This window comes from Thalassotalea algicola, assembly GCF_012932965.1.
Lineage (GTDB): Bacteria > Pseudomonadota > Gammaproteobacteria > Enterobacterales > Alteromonadaceae > Thalassotalea_F > Thalassotalea_F algicola.
Genome location: NZ_JABBXH010000003.1, coordinates 429,703 through 450,966 on the forward strand (window position 1 = coordinate 429,703; position 21,264 = coordinate 450,966).

Sequence of the window (21,264 nt, forward strand, 5' to 3'; positions counted from 1 at the left end):
AAAATGCCTAAACAAAGTTCACACATTTCTGTATTGCTTGATGAAGCAATCGAAGCCCTAGCAATCGATCCCGATGGCTATTATATCGACTGTACCTTTGGTCGAGGCGGACATTCGACGCAAATTTTATCGCAACTTGCTGACAGCGGGAATTTATTAGCAATTGATCGCGATCCAACAGCAATAACAGCAGCAGAAAAATTTGCAGATGATAGTCGTTTTGCCATCGAACATCATGGCTTTGCAGAGCTCGGTAATATCGCCCAAAAAAGAGATATTGCCGGTAAAGTTGATGGTGTTTTATTTGATTTAGGTGTTTCCTCACCTCAATTAGATGAAGCTGAGCGTGGTTTTAGCTTTATGAATGATGGTCCCCTAGACATGCGCATGGACACCACTCGTGGTGAGACGGCTGCAGAATGGCTAGCGCGTGCAGATGTTGAAGACATCAGTTGGGTGTTAAAAACCTTCGGTGAAGAGAAACATGCTTGGCGTATTGCAAATGCTATCGTCGACACTCGTGAAGAGTCGCCACTTACCCGTACTGGGCAGTTAGCCAAATTAATTAAAACAACTGCACCGCAACGAGAAATTAAAAAGCATCCAGCAACGCGCAGTTTTCAAGCGATCCGCATGTATATCAATTCTGAATTGGATCAAATTGAACAAGCATTAGCAGCTTCGTTGGACGTGTTGAAACCCGGCGGTCGATTAGTCGTGATTAGCTTTCATTCATTGGAAGACAGACTGGTAAAACAATTTATGCGGAAACATTCACAAGGTAAACAAGTACCGCGTGGCTTACCTGTCAGCGAAGCAGAATTACAAAAAGGCAAAAAGTTACGTTTGGTAGGTCGTAAAACTAAACCTAGCAAAGCTGAAGTTGAACGTAACGTGCGCTCTAGAAGTTCAGTGTTACGTGTGGCAGAGCGATTGGCTGATAGCTAATGGCTGCGAAAAGTGCCGCTTTGGTTGTAGATATCTTACATGATATCCAACAACACATTTTGACATATTTACTATTGGTTGCCGTTATTTCTTCGGCATTTGCGGTGATTTATTTCACCCATGTTAATCGCCAAACCACTAGTGAATTGGAAGTGTTGTTAACCGAGCGCGATGAATTAGATATTGAATGGCGAAATTTATTAATAGAACAAAATAGTTTGGCTGAGCATAGTGCGATAGAGCGCAAAGCATCAAAAATGCTAGATATGCACAGACCAGATACAAACTCAGAAGTAGTTATAAAATTACCATGACAGTAGCGAACAAAAGAAACAAAGCAAAACAAAAGCCCAGCACAGTTGCTTGGCGCTTTTATGTTGTGCTGTCTGTTGTTGTCATTATTTATGGTAGCTTGATGGCGCGTGCTGCTTATATTCAGGTTGTTGAACCTGACATGCTGAAAAAGCAAGGTGATATGCGCTCATTAAGAACGGCAGCAAATAAAGTACAACGTGGCTCTGTGCTTGATCGCAATGGCCGCGAGCTTGCCGTTAGTGTCCCAGTAGAAACTGTTTGGGCAGACCCTAAAATTGTTATGGACAACAATGCACTTGCGATGACTGATCATTGGCAAGCGCTGGCTGATGTTTTAGGGCAAGACGTAAACAAATTAACCAGCCGAATAGTGCGCAATCCCAATAAACGTTTTGTTTATGTGGAGCGTCAAGTTTCGCCGGTGATGGCAAATTATATCAAAGAGTTGAAAATTCCTGGTATTCACCTACGGAAAGAGTCGAAACGCTTCTATCCATCAGGAGAAGTGAGTGCTCATGTTGTTGGTTTTACCAATGTTGATGACAAAGGCATTGAAGGAATTGAACGGGTATATAACACGTTACTCACCGGTACTGGCGGCAAGAAAAAATTTAGGAAAGATGCCAAAGGACGGAAAATAGAAATTCTCTCCGTCGAAGAGGCTAAACCACCCAAAGATGTCGTACTCAGTATCGACCAGCGAATTCAAACATTAGCATACCGCGAACTAAAGGGCGCGGTTTCTGCGTTTAAGGCGACCTCAGGTTCTGTGATTGTTGCAGATGTTCATACCGGTGAAATTTTGGCGATGGTGAACTCTCCATCTTATAACCCAAACAATCGCAGTAATACGCCAGTTCATAAGCTTCGCAATCGTGCGATTACTGACATGTTTGAACCAGGTTCAACAATGAAGCCGCTGTCTTTGTTAACCGCGATGGAGTTTGGTGTAGCTGAAGGTTCTACGATAGTAAATACTCACCCTGGTTGGATGCGATTAGGGGGTAGACGAGTAAGCGATCCTAGCAATCGTGGCGATCTAACCATGGAAGAAATTCTTATTCATTCTTCAAACATGGGAACAGCGAAACTTATTCTATCGCTGCCGAAAGAGTTTTTATTAGATAAGTTTTTCGATGTTGGTTTTGGTGAAGATACTGGAACTGGTTTAGTTGGCGAATCTAGCGGCATGATGCATGACCGTGCTAGATGGTCTCAATTTGAGTTGGCTACTTTGTCTTTTGGTTATGGACTTGCCATTACGCCAATGCAAATAGCACGCTTTTATACTGCAGTTGCTAATGGCGGTAAAAAGTTACCATTTACTATTTTGAAAACAGATAAACAGGTAGAAGGTGAACGAATATTTTCAGAGCACCATACAGCAGATTTGAGAACTATGCTTGAAGGCGTTATTGAAAACGGTGCGAAGAAAGCGAAAGTTGAGGGCTACCGTGTTGGTGGCAAAACTGGTACGAGTATCAAAGCCATTGCCGGTGGCTATGGTAATGACTATGTTGGTTTGTTCGCTGGTATGGCACCGATTGATAACCCAGAAGTAGTGGTTGTCGTAGTTATTAATGAGCCAGGTGGTGATTTGTATCATGGTGGTGATGTAGCCGCGCCAGTATTTTCTCGTGTTATGAAAGGCACAATGCAAGTACTAAATATTGCACCTGACAATACAAGGGTAGTAACAGCAAGCAAGAAAAAAGGAGATACGAATGCCTAACACCGTGTCTACTTTTAACATTGCCAAAGCTTTATCACAGTTTGATATTGAGATTGAATATACATGCTCAAATCAGATAACGAATGATAGTCGACAAGTCACTCACGGTGACGTGTTTTGCGCTGTTATTGGCAGTGAAAGTGACGGTAGACAATTTATTGATCAAGCAATTGCTGCAGGAGCGGTGTTAGTTATTGCACAGTGTCATCACCAACAACAACATGGCAATGTAATTAGCCGCAGCGTTGAGTCAATCAGTGGTGAAGTGCTTACTGCACAAATTGTTCAGTTCTATGAGTTGAATGAAAAGTTATTTGAGCTTGCTGCTCATTATTATCACCAACCAGTTAATGAATTATCGCTGATAGGGGTAACGGGTACTAACGGTAAAACCAGTACAACTCAGATAATTGCAAGCTTATTGGAACATTGCGGTAAAAAGTCTGCCGTTATAGGGACAACGGGAGCTGGAAGCTTAAATTCTTTAGCACCAATCGCTAATACCACGCCTGGCCCTACAGAGCTTAACCACTTGATGGCAGGTTTTGTTGAGCAAAAAATTCAGCATGTTGCTATGGAAGTATCTTCTCACGCCTTAGATCAAGGCCGGATATTGCCTAGTCAGCTTGATGTAGCTGTATTTACTAATTTGTCCAGAGATCATTTAGATTATCACCAAACTATGGAAGAGTATGCTGCTGCCAAATTCAGTATTTTTTCAGGTAGCGCAGGTCAGACGGCCATTATAAATGGTGATGATGTATATGGTCAGCAATGGTTAACTCTGATTAACCAACCTAGCTATGTTTACGGACGTTCAGGTCAAGTTAAGACTTATGAGCAGTTTGTATATGGTAGCAATATAAGCCTTAGCGAACATGGCATAACGTTTACTATAGAAACCTCAACTGACCAGGTTGAAGTAACTACTCAATTACTTGGTATGTTCAATATCGATAATCTTCTTGCCGCAATTGCAACTATGCTAGCGCTTGGTTTTTCATTAAAAGATATATCCCCAGCAATTGAAAAAGTCGAGCCTAGCCAAGGACGAATGGAAGCTTATTCAACGATTGGCATGGCGACGGCAGTCGTCGATTACGCACATACTCCAGATGCATTAGAAAACGCACTAATGGCATGCCGCGAACATTGCCAAGGTGAACTTTGGGTAGTATTTGGTTGCGGTGGCGACCGAGATAAAGGTAAGCGCGCACAAATGGGCGCAATAGCAGAAAAATATGCAGAGCATGTAGTGATCACCAATGATAACCCTCGCAGTGAAGCTCCTGAACTTATCGCAAACGATATCTTAAGTGGCTGTAGTCATACTGAAAAAATTACCGTGATGTTAGATCGCAAGCAAGCTGTGCGCTCAGCAATTGCACATGCTAAAGCAGAAGATTTAGTGTTGCTAGCGGGCAAAGGTCACGAAAACAATATAGAAATTGCTGGTCAAATTATTGAATACAGCGAACGCGCTGTCGTCAAAAGTTTATATCAGGCGGGAGAGCGCCCATGATCAAATTAACCTTGTCAGAAATTGCAGAAGTTACTGGTGGTCAACACTTAGGTAATGATTTAACTATTGACGCAATAGGTACTGATAGCCGAGCTTTGACGAATAATGAAGTCTTCCTAGCACTTAAAGGACCAAATTTTGATGGTCATAAATTTGTTGCGCAAGTGGCTGAATTAGGGGCCAGTGCATTGATCGTTGATCATCAAGTGGATAGTGAACTACCACAGGTTGTAGTCAATGATACAAGAATAGCGTTGGGTAAAATTGGTGCTTATGTTAAGCGACAAACAGCACCGAAAACGGTAGGGATAACCGGAAGTAGCGGTAAAACAACTGTAAAAGAAATGGTTGCTGCTATCTTATCTCGATTGGGCAATGTGTTGGCAACAGATGGTAACTTTAATAATGACATTGGTGTACCACTAACCTTGTTGCGTCTTAGCCATGAACATGATTTTGCCGTTATTGAAATGGGGGCTAATCATATTGGTGAAATAGCTTACACCACTAACTTAGTTAAGCCAGATGTTGCGATTATTAATAATATCGCTGCAGCGCACTTAGAGGGATTTGGCGATTTATGTGGTGTTGCTCGAGCAAAAGGTGAAATCTTTGAAGGGATCCCGCAAGGCGGCGTAGCGTTATATAACCAAGATTCAAAGTGGGCGAACAAATGGCAGTGGCGCTTAACCGATAAAAACGTTCGCCGTTTTTCTTGTGCAGGTGAAGCCGATTGTTACAGCGCTAATGTTGAATTAGATGATAACGGTTGTGCAAACTTTAAATTGAATACGCATATTGGTAGTACATATATACAACTGGCTGTTCCTGGAAAACACAATGTATGTAATGCAGTAGCAGCTGCTGCTATTGCCATTGAGTGTGGTGCAAGCCTTGACGATATCAAGTTGGGTTTAGCTGAAATGGCACCAGTTAAAGGGAGACTAAACCTTTATCAGTTAAGTGATAACTGCAAGCTGATTGATGATACATACAATGCAAACGTTGAGTCTATAAAAGCCGCGACAGAGTTGCTGGCTAGCTACCCAGGCTATCGAGTTTTAATTCTTGGTGATATGGCAGAACTCGGCTCTGAGGCGAGAAGTTATCATCAGGAAGTTGGAGAACACGCGAAAGTTCAAGGCATAGATTCATTATTAACATTAGGAGTGTTAAGCCAAAGTACTGCTGATGCTTTTGGTGATAACGGTCAGCATTTTAGTTCTAAAGACCAGTTATTAACTAGCTTGTTTAATTTATTAGCTGATGAATCTCGTTATATCTCTATTCTAGTTAAAGGTTCACGCAGTGCGCATATGGAGCATGTAGTGAATGAAATAATTGCTTGGCGAAAAACGGACGCCACTGAGGAGCACTCGTAATGTTATATTGGTTAGGCGAGTACCTCACACAATATTTTTCTGGGTTTAATGTATTTTCGTATTTAACGTTTAGGGCCATTGTTAGCACTCTAACGGCGTTAATTATTTCACTTTATTTTGGCCCAAAACTAATTCGCTATTTGCAACGAATGCAAATTGGTCAAACGGTTCGTGATGATGGTCCTGAAAGTCACTTATCTAAGTCAGGTACACCTACAATGGGTGGGATTTTGATCTTAGCATCGATAATTTTTAGTGTATTGCTTTGGGGAGATTTGTCCAATAGCTATGTATTGACTACGTTATTTGTCGTTGCCAGTTTTGGCGTAATTGGTTTCGTTGATGATTATCGTAAAGTTATTCGTAAAGACTCCAATGGCTTAATTGCACGTTGGAAATACTTCTGGCAAACCGTTATAGGTTTAACAACCGCAGTATTTTTATATTGGAATGCACAATCTCCTGCTGAAACTGCATTGCTTATCCCGTTTTTGAAAAATGTTATGCCGCAATTGGGCTTGCTATATATCGCTTTAGCCTACTTTGTGATTGTAGGTACAAGTAACGCTGTGAATCTTACGGATGGATTAGATGGTTTAGCTATCGTTCCAACTATTATGGTCGCAGGCGCATTTGCCGTATTTGCTTATGTGACGGGCAATGTGAACTTTTCTGCTTATCTTAATATTCCCCATATAGCACAAGCCAGTGAATTAGTGGTGGTATGTACCGCCATCGTTGGTGCTGGTCTTGGCTTTTTATGGTTCAACACTTACCCCGCTCAGGTATTTATGGGGGATGTTGGCTCATTGGCGCTAGGTGCCGTCTTAGGTGTGATCGCGGTACTAGTCAGGCAAGAATTAGTGTTGGTGATCATGGGAGGGGTTTTCGTGATGGAAACCTTGTCAGTAATTTTACAAGTTGGTTCATACAAGCTACGTGGTGAGCGCATTTTTAGAATGGCACCGATACATCATCACTATGAATTAAAAGGCTGGCCAGAGCCGAGAGTAATTGTACGCTTTTGGATAATTTCCTTGGTACTAGTGCTCGTTGGTTTAGCGACGTTAAAACTCAGATAAGAAGAGAAGATGTTAGATTTATCGCAATTACAAAATAAGCGCATTGTCGTGTTAGGTTTAGGCCTAACAGGCATGTCGTTTGTGCGTTTCTTATCAAATAAAAAAACGTACAATGCGCTTAATTTTGCGGTAAATGATAGTCGTTCATCACATGCTCAATTTGAAGAATTTAAACGTGACTACGCTACGATTGAGTTAGTTACTGGTTGTTGGGACAGTCGGTTAATTGCAAGTGCTGAAATATTACTGGTAAGCCCTGGTGTGGATATTAATCAGCCTGAAATTGCTGATAACATTGCCGATAACTGTCAAGTATGGGGCGATATCGAATTATATGCTCGATTAAAACAAACACCATGTGTCGCTATAACTGGATCAAATGGTAAATCTACCGTTGTTAATCTAATACACCATATTGGCCAAAAGCTTGGTGTTAAAACCCAGCTTGGAGGCAATGTTGGGGTGCCAGTGTTAGACACCCTTGATACAGAACCAGAGTTACTAATACTTGAATTATCCAGCTTTCAACTTGAAACTTTAACAAGCCTAACGCCAATTGTTAGTTGTATGTTGAACTTAAGTGACGATCACTTAGATCGTCATAAATCCATTGAGAATTACGGTGAGATAAAGCAGCGTGTCTATCAAGGCGCACAATATGCAGTATTTAATCGTGATGACTTAGTGACAAAACCAACATCGGAGTTAGCTGCGGTATCATTTGGAAAAGATAGCCCGGCCGCAAATCAGTTTGGCATTATAGAAACGACTCGAGGTAAATTCTTGGCGTTAGGTAAGCAAGCATTAATGCCATTAAGCCAGTTAACAATTTCTGGTATTCATAATGCGACAAATGTTTTAGCAGCGTTAGCCATTGGCCAATTACTTAAATGGCCATTAGATACGATGCTTGAAGCATTAGCTAGTTTTGAAGGGTTAGCACATCGTTGTCAGGCAATAGCAAGTAATGACGATATCTTCTGGATTAATGATTCTAAAGCAACCAATGTTGGTGCGACAGTCGCCGCTATTGAAGGCATTAGCTCAACGATAGGTGCGCAGCAACAATTAATCCTTATTGCTGGTGGCGACGGTAAAGGTGCAGACTTCTCTCCTTTAAAAGCTGTAATCGATGAACACGTAAGCCAATTATTTGCATTGGGCAAAGATAAGGCTCAGCTCCTTGCGCTTTCAGAAAAGTCACAAGCGGTTGAATCGTTAGAGCAAGCCGTTGAACTATCGAGAACAATCGCCAAAAGTGGTGATGTAGTTTTATTATCTCCTGCCTGCGCAAGCATTGATATGTTTACTAATTTTGCTGAGCGTGGCCAGACCTTCGTTGACGCAATCAATAACGTAAAGGAGGCAAGCTAATGGCAGCTAACTTCTCTTTACGCGTAATGGAAATGCCAACATTACCTAGTTGGATGAAAGTAGAAACTAATGCCAACGTTACATTTGACCGTAGCTACGTCATTTTAATGGTTGCTATGTTTTCTATTGGACTAATTATGGCGGCTAGCTCGTCGATGCCGGTTGCAGAACGTTTGTTTAACGACCCATTTCATTTTGTCATTCGACACGGTATATACATCGGCTTAAGTGTGTTAATTGCCGCCTTTGCACTGCAAATCCCCATGAGTTGGTGGCATCAGAATAGTGGGAAATTACTGATACTTGCCATTGGTTTATTAATAGTTGTGCTTGCAATTGGTCGAACAGTTAATGGTTCTACTCGTTGGATTGTTGTCGGACCTATTACAATTCAAGCTGCGGAACCGGCCAAATTGTTCTTCTTTTGTTACTTAGCTGCTTACTTAGTGCGACGCCGTGATGAAGTGATGGAAAACATCAAAGGCTTTGCTAAACCGCTCGTGGTCTTTGGTGTGTTAGCAATGTTGTTATTGCTTCAGCCTGACCTAGGTACAGTCATTGTAATGTTTGTAACGACCTTTGGTTTATTGTTCCTTGCTGGCGCTAAATTATGGCAGTTTATAGCGGTTGCGAGTGTTGGTGTTGGTGCGCTATCATTGCTCGCCATTTTTGAGCCCTATCGATGGCGCCGAGTTACCAGCTTCCTTGACCCTTGGGCAGATCCTTTTGGTAGTGGATACCAATTAACACAATCGTTAATGGCCTATGGTCGTGGCGAAATTTTTGGTCAAGGATTGGGAAACAGTATTCAAAAATTAGAATATCTTCCAGAAGCGCATACTGACTTTGTTATGGCGGTTTTGGCAGAAGAGTTTGGATTTATTGGTATCAGTGCCATTTTAGTATTGAGTAGTATTTTAGTGATTAAGGCATTATTGCTGGGCCGTCGCGCGGTAAATAAAGAAAAGTATTTTGAAGGCTTCTTTGCCTACGGTATTGGAATTTGGTTTTGTTTTCAGGCTGCGGTTAATGTTGGAGCAAGCGCTGGTATTGTGCCAACTAAAGGTTTAACGATGCCCTTGATTAGTTATGGTGGTAGTTCAACGATTATTATGACGCTTGCTGTTGTTGTATTGCTGCGCATCGATCATGAATTGCGTCTGCAGAGTCTTCAAGCGACAAAGTCGACGCGGAAGTCAGTTAAAAAAGGAGCGTCCGATGACTAAACAAGCTCCTAAGTTGTTAGTAATGGCTGGTGGTACTGGCGGACATATATTTCCTGGTGTTGCGGTAGCTAAGGCGCTAGAGAGTGAAGGTTGGCAAATTCACTGGCTTGGTACAGCTAAGCGTATGGAAGCAGAAATTGTTCCTCAGCAGGGTTACCCCATCTCCTTCATCAATATTGCTGGTATGCGCAATAAAGGTTGGAAAGAGTTAATTAAGCTGCCTTTTAAACTACTGCAATCATTAATACAGTCAATTCGAGTAATACGTGGAATTAACCCTGATGTGGTTTTAGGTATGGGTGGCTATGCAAGTGCTCCAGGTGGTGTTGCTGCGTGGTTATTGGGTAAGCCATTGGTATTGCATGAACAAAATGCCGTTGCAGGTATGAGTAATCGTTACCTATCAAAAATTGCAAAACGCGTACTATGTGCTTTCCCTAATGCATTCAAAATTAGTGTTGGTGCAAAAGTTGTTGGTAATCCTTTACGTAAAGAAATGGTTGAATTAGAGCAAGTGGTTTCTGTTCAGCCTACAAGCAGTAAAAAAGTACTTGTGGTTGGTGGTAGCTTAGGCGCCAAAATTTTTAACGACACTGTGCCTTCTGCGATGAAACAAATTCAACAGCAACATATTCATGTATGGCATCAAACGGGTAAAGGAAATGAAGCTGAAGTTCAAGCCAGGTACCACGAGCATGGCTTACCAGAAGAGCGCATTAAAGTAACTGAATTTATCGATAATATGGCTGAAGCCTATAATTGGGCTGATATTGTTGTTTGCCGAGCCGGGGCTCTTACTGTGTCGGAATTAGCGATGGCTGGCAAGCCTGCTATATTCATTCCTCTTCCTCATGCCGTTGACGATCATCAAACAAAAAATGCAGATTACTTAGTTGGACGAGGCGCCGCTAAATTAATTGCCCAAAAAGATTTTAACGGTACTACGTTAGCGCAAATGCTAAATAGCATGTTTAGCTCAGATACCGTGGTTAGAAATATGTCAAAAGCTGCATTAGATGCGGCCCATGCAGACGCTACTATCAAGGTTGCAGAAGCCTGTAAGGAGTTAGTAGCTAATGGTTAAGCAAGTGAATCAAGCAGGACAAGTAAATACATTGGCACCAATTAAAGTGCCAGAAATGCGCCGCGTAGAACAAATACACTTTATTGGTATTGGTGGTGCAGGAATGGGTGGTATTGCCGAAGTGCTACTCAATGAAGGTTATAAAATTTCAGGCTCTGACATCAACGAGAATGCCGTTGTTAAACGCTTGGTTTCATTAGGTGCTCAAGTTCACATTGGTCACGACGCTAAGAATATCGATGGTGCGAGTGTCATTGTTGTATCTACGGCAATTGATCAAACAAACCCAGAAATTATCGCGGCATTTGAACAGCGTATTCCTGTAGTACGCCGCGCTGAAATGTTAGCTGAATTGATGCGGTTTAGACATGGGATTGCAATAGCAGGTACTCATGGCAAAACCACAACTACTAGCTTAATCGCCAGCATATTAGCAGAAGGGGAACTTGACCCGACATTTGTTATCGGTGGGCTGCTAAATAGTGCAGGTACCAATGCTCGTTTAGGCTCAAGTCGTTATTTAGTGGCTGAAGCAGACGAGTCAGATGCTTCTTTCTTGCATTTACAACCTATGGTGGCCGTTGTAACTAACATCGACGCTGATCATATGGAAACGTATGAAGGTGATTTTGAAAAGTTGAAAGATACTTATATCGAATTTTTACATAACCTACCCTTTTACGGTGTTGCAGTTATGTGTATCGATAACCCTGTCGTACGTGAATTATTACCTCGAGTAGCACGTCAGGTGATTACCTATGGCTTCAGTGAAGATGCCGATATACGAGCGACAAATTATCAGCAAACTGCAGGACAAAGTAGTTTTACTGTTGAGATGGCTAATGAGACTCCATTTAGCGCAACAGTTAATTTGCCCGGCCAACACAATGTATTAAATGCACTGGCAGCCATTGCAGTTGCTAAAGATGAAAAAGTAGTAAATAGCGCAATCGTGAAAGCGCTAGGTGAATTTGAAGGTATTGGCCGACGTTTTGAACAGTTATCAAACCTTACAACATCACAAGGCGAAATGGTGTTGGTTGATGATTATGGTCATCATCCGAAAGAAGTAGAAGCAACGATTAAAGCAATGCGCAATGGTTGGCCGAAAAAACGCTTAGTCATGGTGTTTCAGCCACATCGTTATTCTCGTACGCGTGACTTATTTGAAGATTTTGTAGAAGTTTTGTCGGAAGTCGATAGTTTATTTTTGCTAGATGTCTATGCAGCTGGTGAAGCACCGATTCCAAGTGCGGACAGTAAAGCTTTGGCTCGAGCAATTAGATTGCGTGGCCAGATTGAACCTGTTTATGTGAGCGATGCGGACAAGTTAGCTGAATTATTAGCAAATCAATTACAAGATAAAGACATGGTTATCACGCAAGGTGCCGGAAATATTGGAGCTATTGCTCGTTCGTTAAGTGATGACCCTCTCCTGCATAGGGAGGTAAGGTAATGACTGATACAAAAAGCATTGCGGTACTTCATGGCGGTACTTCTGCTGAGCGCGAAGTTTCTTTGAATTCTGGGCAAGCGGTTGCTAGGGGCTTAGAGCAAGCAGGTTACCAAGTGGAACTTATCGATACTAAATATGTTCCATTAGCCGATATTGCAGCTAAAAAAGTTGATTGTGTATTTATAGCGCTTCATGGACGCGGTGGTGAAGATGGCTGCCTACAAGGTGCACTAGAGTTTATGGGCTTACCATATACTGGTAGTGGTGTACTAGGTTCAGCATTGTGTATGGATAAAATACGCACCAAACAAATTTGGCAAGCTGTGGGGCTACCAACAGCGCCATTTAGCATTATTACCAAAGCTGATTTTGATGAGGGTAACTGTTCGCAAATACTTGCTAATTTGGGCGGTAAAGCGATGGTAAAACCAGCCAATGAGGGTTCTAGCATTGGTATGGCAAAAGTAAGCAATGAAATAGAACTTAAAAATGCGTTAACAGAAGCGTTTGGATTTGATTCGCAGGTACTGGTTGAAGCGTGGATTGATGGGCCTGAATATACAGTGGCGATTTTAGGCGATCAGGTATTACCTGCAATACATATGGAAACGCCAAGAGAGTTTTACGATTACGAAGCAAAATACCAAAGCAATTCGACGCAATATCACTGTCCAAGCGGTTTATCAGATGAAGATGAAACACAGCTTAAAGTATTAGCAAAACAAGCTTTTGACGCAGTAAGTGCTGAAGGGTGGGGGCGTGTTGACGTGATGCGCAACGATAAAGGTCAATGGCAATTACTAGAAGCGAATACAGTGCCCGGGATGACGGAAACTTCGCTAGTACCGAAAGCTGCAAATGCGGCGGGTATAGACTTTTCTAGCTTGGTGTCGAACATAGTGGAGCTAGCGATTAAATGACAAGTGCAGCGGTAACTAAAAAAGAACAACCTGATTTAACAAAAGTTCATTGGAGCTTTTGGGCAGGCTTAGTGTTTTTCTTTTTGGTTGTTATCGCCATGTTGTCGGTATTTTGGAATGTTAGTAAGCGAGTAAGCTCAGCTGAAACTGCACCGGTTACCTCCGTTGTTATCAGTGGTGAAATGCCTTATACGCAAGAGCAAGATATTTACTCGGTGATTGAACCGTTAAACATAGGTAACTTTTTTAAGGTTGATGTTAATCAAGTACAACATCAAGTTAAGCAGTTACCTTGGGTATATTCAGTTTCTGTCCGTAAACAGTGGCCAAATGAACTGAAGATATATGTGGTTGATCAAGCACCTATTGCGCGTTGGAATGGTGATTTTTTCATTAATCAATATGGTACTGCTTTTCAGGCCAGCGCTGAGCGAGTTAGCGAGCCGATGCCAGAGTTTTTTGGTCCTGAAGGCAGCGAATTAGTCGCGTTGGATAACTTTAAAAGTTTAAACAAGCTATTGGAATATCGTCGCTTAGCAATAGAAGAGTTAGTGTTGTCCGAGCGATTCTCTTGGCAACTAACGTTAAGTGATGGCGTACAAATAAATTTAGGTAGGGAAGAGCGTGTAGAACGTGTTCAACGTTTTATGGATATCTACCCTCAGATAAAACAGTATCAAAAAGAAAACGAAGTGATTGATTATATCGACCTTCGTTACGATACCGGTGTAGCAGTTGGCTGGAAGCCGGCTCCAGAAAAACAAAGAGTTTAATCAGATGGCAAAAGTGGCAGACAGAAAATTAGTCGTAGGTTTAGATATCGGTACATCAAAGATATCTGTCGCCGTTGGTGAAATTACCCCAGAAAACAAGCTAAGTATTGTTGGTGTGGGTAATCAGCCATCACGCGGTATGGACAAAGGTGGAGTTAACGACTTAAACCTAGTCATTCAATCAATTCAACGTGCAATTAATGAAGCTGAGTTAATGGCAGATTGTCGTATTACTTCGATCTATCTAGGAATATCAGGCAAGCACATTAGTTGTCAGAATGAAAATGGCATGGTGCCAATTAGCGACAATGAAGTAATACAAGAAGACGTCGATAATGTTATTCACACTGCACGCTCTGTACCAATTTCTGCTGAGCGCAGAATGCTTCACGTACTACCGCAAGAATTTAGTATTGATTGCCAAGATGGTATCAAAAGCCCAATAGGTATGTCAGGTGTTCGTATGGAAGCGAAAGTCCATATTGTGACTTGTGCTAATGACATGGCAAAGAACTTAGTGAAATGTGTTGAACGCTGCGAATTAAAAGCAGACCAACTGATTTTTTCCGCTTTAGCCTCTAGCTATGCTGTGGTCACAGAAGACGAGAAAGAGCTGGGTATCTGCGTTGTTGATATCGGTGCCGGCACTATGGATCTAACGGTATTTACCGGTGGTGCGTTACGTCATACCGCTGTAATTCCTGTTGCGGGCAATCAGGTAACTAGCGATATCGCGAAGATTTTTAGAACACCACTGAGTCATGCAGAAGAAATTAAAGTGCAATATGCCTGTGCGCTTCGCCAAATGGTAAGCATGGAAGAAAGTATTGAAGTACCGAGTGTTGGTGGCCGTCCGGCGCGCACTATGTCACGTCATACATTGTCAGAAGTCGTTGAGCCGCGTTATCACGAGTTATTCGAATTAATTCAAGAAGAGTTGCGCGAAGCGGGTTTAATTGATCAAATTGCTGCAGGTTATGTCTTTACTGGTGGTACAGCGAAAATGGAAGGTGTTGTCGAGTTTGCTGAAGAAGTATTCCAAATGCCGGTTCGTATAGCACAGCCCTTACCTGTAGAAGGTTTATATGAATATGTCAGCGACCCGACATATTCAACCGTAGTTGGTTTACTTCATTACGGTATGCAGGAAAGCAGCAATGAAGAAAAAAGTAAGAAGAATGTTGAAGGTGTGACTGATCTTTGGTCACGCATTCACGCCTGGTTTAAAGGCGAATTTTAAGCGTTGCTTGGTAAGAATAACAATCACTTAAGCAACATTGTTTTAATTTTTGGTGGAACAAAAACGTTAAAAACGGAGAGAAAAAGATGTTTGAATTGATGGAAGATCATAATGAAGAAGCGGTAATTAAAGTTATCGGTGTAGGTGGCGGTGGCGGCAACGCTGTCGAGCATATGGTAAGTCAAACCATTGAAGGTGTTGAATTTATCACGGCAAATACTGATTCACAGGCATTACGCAATTCATCTGCAAATGTAACATTACAACTTGGTAGTGATGTAACTAAAGGTCTTGGTGCTGGTGCAAACCCAGAAATAGGTCGTCGCGCTGCAGAAGAAGATCGTGAAACGATTAAACAAACGCTACAAGGTGCCGATATGGTATTTATTGCTGCTGGTATGGGCGGCGGTACAGGTACTGGTGCAGCACCAGTGGTTGCTGAAGTAGCTAGAGAAATGGGGGTGTTAACGGTTGCTGTAGTAACAAAGCCATTCCCATTTGAAGGTAAAAAGCGTATGAATTACGCTGATCAAGGTATTGAATTTCTAGCTAAACATGTGGATTCGTTAATTACGATTCCTAACGAAAAGCTATTAAAAGTATTAGGCCCAGGAACATCATTACTCGATGCATTTAAAGCAGCAAACAATGTATTGCTTGGTGCTGTGCAAGGTATCGCAGAATTAATTACTCGCCCAGGCTTAATTAACGTGGATTTTGCTGATGTTCGTACTGTTATGTCTGAAATGGGCACAGCAATGATGGGTTCTGGTATTGCATCAGGTGAAGATCGTGCACAAGAAGCAGCTGAGGCAGCAATCGCAAGTCCATTATTGGAAGATGTCGACCTAGCTGGTGCACGTGGTATTTTGGTTAATATTACTGCTGGTATGGATATTAGTATTGATGAATTTGAAACTGTCGGGAACCAAGTGAAAGCTTTTGCGTCTGAGAATGCAACGGTTGTTGTTGGTGCCGTAATCGATCCTGAAATGACAGATGAATTAAGAGTTACTGTAGTTGCAACAGGTATTGGTGCAGAGCGTAAGCCTGATATTACACTAGTAAACCCTGCTCCTGCGGTTGAACCAATTGCAGTTGGTCAAGAATTTGTTGCATCACCACAGGCTGAGCCAATGGTAAGTGCAGCAATGGAAGCACAAGCTGCTCCGGTGACGACAACAGAAAAAGAGTTGGACAATTATTTAGATATCCCTGCTTTCTTAAGAAAACAGGCTGATTAACACTTAATTGTTACAAATCGTACAGTTTACGGCTGTATTTTTGATTTTGTTGGGAATTTTTGATACATTACGCCACCGCTAAAACAGGTGGTCGGATGTTGTCCGAAATTTTATGGCTTAAGTAAAGGCGATCTATGATTAAACAACGTACATTAAAAGATAGCGTTTCAGCAGTCGGTGTTGGTTTGCACAAAGGTGAAAAGGTAAGGGTCACTCTCCGTCCTGCACCTGCGAATACTGGTATTGTGTTTAGACGCGTCGATTTAGATCCGGTAGTTGATATTAAAGCTACTCCGGAAGCTGTTGGTGAAACCACGCTATGTACATGTTTAGTTAATGAAGAAGGTGTCCAGATTTCCACCGTCGAACATCTTCTATCTGCAATTGCAGGTATTGGCATAGATAATTTAATTATTGATGTCGACTCGCCGGAAGTACCAATTATGGACGGTAGTGCTTTACCTTTTGTTTATCTAATTCAATCGGTAGGTGTTGAAGAGCAAAACGTTGCTAAGCGTTTTCTTCGAATTAAAAAGCCGATTCGTGTTGAAGAAGGTGACAAGTGGGCAGAGTTAACACCTTATGAAGGTTTTAAAGTTGATTTTGCCATTGAGTTTGAGCACCCGGTTATTTCGAAAACAGGTCAGAGTATGACCATGGACTTAACCACATCATCATTTATCAAAGAAATTAGTCGTGCTCGTACCTTTGGTTTTATGAGAGATATAGAATTTTTGCGCTCTCATAACTTAGCATTGGGCGGTAGTTTAGAAAATGCGATTGTACTTGATGAATATCGCATGCTTAATAAAGACGAACTTCGTTATGATGACGAATTCGTTAAGCACAAAATTTTAGATGCCATTGGTGATCTTTATATGGGCGGCGTTAGTATTTTAGGTGAACTTAAAGCATTTAAATCAGGCCACGCGTTAAATAATATTCTACTTCGTGAAGTATTTAATCAAACAGATGCTTGGGAGTGGGTAACTTATGAAGATGAAGCCAAAGCACCGATCATGTTCCAGGAAGCTGGCGCATTTAGCTAAAAGCAACTGACAATTGAATTATTAAAGGCTGACTTTGTCGGCCTTTTTTGTTTTTGTACATTGTCGTACAATAAAGTAATTAGTTTTAGCAGTTGGCATTTATGATAAATTATGCCAAAGTGCCGCACGCCTTTTAGGTTGTGTATTAAAAGCGAATGATAATTGTCGTTCAAATGAGCCAAGTTTAGTAAAAGTTTTATGAGTTTAACCCTATTATATCGTGGCAATAATGTAAGATTCTCAATGAAGTTAACAAAGCTTCATTGGCTTTCTGCGCTTACAATTTTTGCCTTAATGTCAGGGTTAATTGTCCATTTAGTAATATCGGCCAATGCAATTCCGCAGCACAATGTTCAAGCACTAGATCCTAATCAAAGTATTGAAGAATTGGCTTCTTCTGAAAAACAACAAGTTATCGCATTAACGCTTAAAATTGCTGAACTACAATCTCAGGTTTTAAGGTTAAATGCTCTAGGCGATCGCTTAGCAGACGACAATAATATTCCTCAAGAAGAATTTAATTTTGAGCAGATGCCACCAGCGGGTGGGCCTATTCAATCACCTGAAGAAATAAAAGATAAAACATTGGCAGACTTACTGTTAGAAACTAATGATTTAGCGAAAAGTCTGGCACTTGAAGAAAAACAATTAAAAATACTTGAATCACTGACATTAGGTCACCATATACAAAATAATAGTTATTTATCTGGTCGCCCAATTATAAAGGGTTGGCTTTCTTCCTATTACGGGATCAGGAAAGACCCATTTAATGGCCGTCCTGCTATGCATAAAGGTGTCGACTTTGCAGGAAAGGAAAATGCTCCTATCATTGCGACAGCTTCTGGCGTCGTTAGCTGGGCTAGCGAACGTTATGGATACGGGAATCTAATTGAAATAGATCATGGTGACGGTTACAAAACACGTTATGGTCACAATAAAGTGATATTGGTCGAATTAGGCGATGTGGTAGAAAAAGGGCAAGTAATTGCAAAAATGGGAAGTACAGGACGTTCAACTGGTCCTCATGTTCATTACGAAATTTTACGCAATAATACACAAATCAACCCCGCGAAATACGTTTATCGCAAAGCTAAATAACTCAAAGATTTAACAAGGTTTAGGTAACAGGTGTATCCCTGTTATTGGATTTTTTATTAGTTGAAGAATTGTCTTCTAAAAATGGTTTAACAAGATGTTTGTAAAGTTAATGACAAAGCTTTTCGGTAGTCGAAATGACAGATTACTGAAAAAAATGCGCAGAGAAGTAGATAAAATTAATGCGTTAGAAGCGACAATTGAAGCGTTAAGTGACGAAGAGATTAAAGCGAAAACAACAGAGTTCAAAGAACGTTTAGAGCAAGGTGAAACGTTAGAAGCGATTTTACCTGAAGCATTTGCTGTTGTTCGCGAAGCAAGTAAGCGTGTTTTTGAGATGCGTCACTTTGATATGCAAATGGTCGGCGGCATGGTGTTAAACCAAGGTAAAATTGCCGAAATGCGTACTGGTGAAGGTAAAACGTTAACCGCAACATTACCGGCTTACCTTAATGGTTTGACTGGAAAAGGCGTACATATCGTTACTGTTAACGACTATTTGGCTAAACGTGATGCTGACTGGTCTCGCCCATTATTTGAATTTCTTGGCTTAACAGTTGGTTGTAATATCCCTGGTATGGCGCCAGCGGAAAAACATGAAGCCTATAACTGTGACATTACCTACGGTACAAATAACGAGTTTGGTTTTGATTACTTACGCGACAATATGGCATTTACCACTGAAGAGCGTGTTCAACGTCCTTTAAACTTTGCGGTAGTCGATGAGGTAGATTCAATCCTAATTGATGAAGCTCGTACGCCATTAATTATTTCAGGTCAGGCAGAAGATAGTTCAGAACTTTATCGCGCAATTAATACAATTGTTCCAGACCTAGAACGCCAAAGTGAAGAAGATAAAGACGAAGAAACAGGGCAGTCAGAAGATTTTGTAGAGGGTGATTTCACCGTTGATGAAAAATCTAAACAAGTTTATTTAACTGAGCGTGGCCAAATACGCATCGAAGAAATCTTGCAAGGTAAAGGCCTTATCAAAGAAGGTGAGTCTTTATTTGCTGCCGCTAATATTTCGCTATTGCATCATGTTATGGCGGCACTTCGTGCACATAACCTATTCCAAAAAGACGTTGATTACATTGTTAAAGACGATGAAATCGTTATTGTTGACGAGCACACTGGTCGTACAATGGAAGGACGTCGTTGGTCTGAAGGTTTACACCAAGCGGTTGAAGCTAAAGAAGGTGTAAATATTCAAAATGAAAACCAAACATTAGCATCTATTACGTTCCAAAATTACTTCCGTATTTATAACAAACTGTCAGGTATGACAGGTACTGCTGATACTGAAGCGTTTGAATTTAACCATATTTACGGTTTAGAAACGGTAATTATCCCAACGAATAGACCGATGATCCGTAAAGATATGGCGGATTTAATCTACCTAACAGCGGAAGAAAAGTTTGAAGCGATTTTAGAAGACATTAAAGATTGTGTAGAACGTGGTCAGCCGGTTCTTGTAGGTACTATCAGTATCGAAACTTCAGAATTCCTTTCTGCTTACTTAAAGAAAGCGAAAATTAAGCACAAAGTACTGAATGCGAAATTTCATGCTCAGGAAGCGGAAATTGTCGCAGAAGCCGGTAAAATCGGTGGTGTAACTATTGCTACTAATATGGCTGGTCGTGGTACTGATATTGTATTAGGTGGTAACTTAGATGCTGCTATTGCAAAAATTCAAAACCCAACAGATGAGCAAATCGCTAAAGTTAAAGCGGACTGGCAAGTTGAACATGACAAAGTGCTAGAGCTTGGCGGCTTACATATTGTTGCTACCGAGCGTCACGAGTCACGTCGTATCGATAATCAGCTACGTGGTCGTTCTGGTCGTCAAGGTGATGCGGGTTCTACTCGTTTCTATCTTTCAATGGAAGATGGCTTGATGCGTATATTTGCCTCTGAGCGTATCGCTAACATGATGCGTAAGTTAGGCATGGAGCGTGGCGAAGCTATCGAGCATCCGTGGGTAACTAAGAGTATTGAAAATGCGCAACGAAAAGTAGAAGGCCGTAACTTCGATATTCGTAAGCAGCTACTAGAATTTGATGATGTTGCCAATGATCAACGTAAAGTAATTTACGAACAGCGCAATGAATTATTAGACGAGAGTGATATTGGCGAAGTTGTAGGTATTATTCGCAATGATGTTTTAAATGGCATTATTGATCAGCACATACCACCGCAATCATTAGAAGAAATGTGGGATGTTCAAGGATTAGAGGATCGTCTGAAAGGTGAATTCAATACAGAACTTGCAGTAGCGAAATGGCTTGAAGAAGATAAGAGTCTTCATGAAGAAACACTTCGCGAAAAAATTATTGCTGAGTTTGAAGCGCTATACTCTGCTAAAGAAGAAATGGTTGGTAAAGACGTACTTCGTCAGTTTGAAAAAGCAGTTATGCTGCAAAGTTTGGATTCTCATTGGAAAGAACATTTATCAGCAATGGATCACTTGCGTCAAGGTATTCATTTACGTGGTTATGCGCAAAAGAATCCGAAGCAAGAGTACAAGCGCGAATCTTTTGAGTTATTCTCAGAGATGCTTGATAATTTGAAGTATGACGTTGTAGGAATTTTAAGTAAGGTTCAAATTCAGGCTGAATCAGATGTTGAAGCAGTAGAAGAGCAACATCGTAAAGCCGAAGAGTTACCGAAAAACTACCAACATCAAGAGGCCGAAAATGAAGTTGCACCACAGCAGCAACGTCAGCCTAGAGTTGGGCGTAACGATCCATGTCCATGTGGTTCTGGTAAAAAGTATAAGCAATGTCATGGTAAGTTAAACTAATCTAACCAAGTCATAGAAG

The 21,264-nt window shown here is 41.3% G+C and carries 17 protein-coding genes; all 17 read left to right on the forward strand.

Going from position 1 to position 21,264, the window contains the following annotated elements; translation table 11 throughout:
- Positions 1-3: 3 nt before the first annotated feature.
- Entirely contained in the window at positions 4-948 is a 945-nt protein-coding gene (gene rsmH, locus HII17_RS10710) for a 16S rRNA (cytosine(1402)-N(4))-methyltransferase RsmH (protein ID WP_169075360.1), read from the forward strand.
- The gene (gene ftsL / locus HII17_RS10715; protein WP_169075361.1) at positions 948-1,262 is read left to right on the forward strand and encodes a cell division protein FtsL; all 315 of its coding nucleotides are present in this window, start codon (positions 948-950) and stop codon (positions 1,260-1,262) included. Before rsmH ends, ftsL begins: the two co-directional genes overlap by 1 nt.
- On the forward strand, positions 1,259-2,995 hold the full coding sequence (locus HII17_RS10720; RefSeq protein ID WP_169075362.1) for a peptidoglycan D,D-transpeptidase FtsI family protein: 1,737 nt from the start codon (positions 1,259-1,261) through the stop codon (positions 2,993-2,995). Before ftsL ends, HII17_RS10720 begins: the two co-directional genes overlap by 4 nt.
- Positions 2,988-4,517 (forward strand): UDP-N-acetylmuramoyl-L-alanyl-D-glutamate--2,6-diaminopimelate ligase, encoded by a 1,530-nt coding sequence (locus HII17_RS10725; RefSeq protein ID WP_169075363.1) that lies wholly within the window; start codon positions 2,988-2,990, stop codon positions 4,515-4,517. Before HII17_RS10720 ends, HII17_RS10725 begins: the two co-directional genes overlap by 8 nt.
- Entirely contained in the window at positions 4,514-5,899 is a 1,386-nt protein-coding gene (murF, locus tag HII17_RS10730; RefSeq protein WP_169075364.1) for a UDP-N-acetylmuramoyl-tripeptide--D-alanyl-D-alanine ligase, read from the forward strand. The genes HII17_RS10725 and murF overlap by 4 nt, the downstream gene beginning before the upstream one ends.
- Positions 5,899-6,981, forward strand: coding sequence for a phospho-N-acetylmuramoyl-pentapeptide-transferase (mraY, locus tag HII17_RS10735; protein WP_169075365.1), 1,083 nt, complete (start codon positions 5,899-5,901; stop codon positions 6,979-6,981). The genes murF and mraY overlap by 1 nt, the downstream gene beginning before the upstream one ends.
- 9 nt (positions 6,982-6,990) lie before the next feature.
- A complete protein-coding gene (gene murD, locus HII17_RS10740; protein ID WP_169075366.1) occupies positions 6,991-8,355 on the forward strand; it encodes a UDP-N-acetylmuramoyl-L-alanine--D-glutamate ligase in 1,365 nt (454 codons plus the stop codon).
- Positions 8,356-8,381: 26 nt separating this feature from the next.
- Complete coding sequence (ftsW, locus tag HII17_RS10745; protein WP_408033887.1) at positions 8,382-9,581, forward strand: cell division protein FtsW; 1,200 nt, start codon at positions 8,382-8,384, stop codon at positions 9,579-9,581.
- Positions 9,574-10,665: an undecaprenyldiphospho-muramoylpentapeptide beta-N-acetylglucosaminyltransferase gene (gene murG / locus HII17_RS10750; protein ID WP_169075368.1), complete on the forward strand. Its 1,092-nt coding sequence runs from the start codon at positions 9,574-9,576 to the stop codon at positions 10,663-10,665. Before ftsW ends, murG begins: the two co-directional genes overlap by 8 nt.
- Positions 10,658-12,121: a UDP-N-acetylmuramate--L-alanine ligase gene (gene murC, locus HII17_RS10755; protein ID WP_169075369.1), complete on the forward strand. Its 1,464-nt coding sequence runs from the start codon at positions 10,658-10,660 to the stop codon at positions 12,119-12,121. Before murG ends, murC begins: the two co-directional genes overlap by 8 nt.
- Positions 12,121-13,041: a D-alanine--D-alanine ligase gene (locus HII17_RS10760; RefSeq protein WP_169075370.1), complete on the forward strand. Its 921-nt coding sequence runs from the start codon at positions 12,121-12,123 to the stop codon at positions 13,039-13,041. The genes murC and HII17_RS10760 overlap by 1 nt, the downstream gene beginning before the upstream one ends.
- Entirely contained in the window at positions 13,038-13,814 is a 777-nt protein-coding gene (locus tag HII17_RS10765) for a cell division protein FtsQ/DivIB (RefSeq protein ID WP_169075371.1), read from the forward strand. The genes HII17_RS10760 and HII17_RS10765 overlap by 4 nt, the downstream gene beginning before the upstream one ends.
- 4 nt (positions 13,815-13,818) lie before the next feature.
- Positions 13,819-15,054 (forward strand): cell division protein FtsA, encoded by a 1,236-nt coding sequence (gene ftsA / locus HII17_RS10770; RefSeq protein ID WP_169075372.1) that lies wholly within the window; start codon positions 13,819-13,821, stop codon positions 15,052-15,054.
- Positions 15,055-15,140: 86 nt separating this feature from the next.
- Entirely contained in the window at positions 15,141-16,298 is a 1,158-nt protein-coding gene (gene ftsZ, locus HII17_RS10775) for a cell division protein FtsZ (protein WP_169075373.1), read from the forward strand.
- Positions 16,299-16,432: 134 nt separating this feature from the next.
- Positions 16,433-17,347, forward strand: a complete 915-nt coding sequence (gene lpxC, locus HII17_RS10780) for a UDP-3-O-acyl-N-acetylglucosamine deacetylase (protein ID WP_169075374.1) — start codon at positions 16,433-16,435, stop codon at positions 17,345-17,347.
- 243 nt (positions 17,348-17,590) lie between these two features.
- Positions 17,591-18,445 carry a M23 family metallopeptidase gene (locus HII17_RS10785; RefSeq protein WP_235938710.1) on the forward strand — a complete coding sequence of 285 codons (855 nt, stop codon included), beginning with the start codon at positions 17,591-17,593 and terminating at the stop codon, positions 18,443-18,445.
- A 94-nt stretch (positions 18,446-18,539) separates the two neighbouring features.
- On the forward strand, positions 18,540-21,245 hold the full coding sequence (gene secA / locus HII17_RS10790; protein ID WP_169075376.1) for a preprotein translocase subunit SecA: 2,706 nt from the start codon (positions 18,540-18,542) through the stop codon (positions 21,243-21,245).
- The last annotated feature ends 19 nt before the right edge of the window (positions 21,246-21,264 follow it).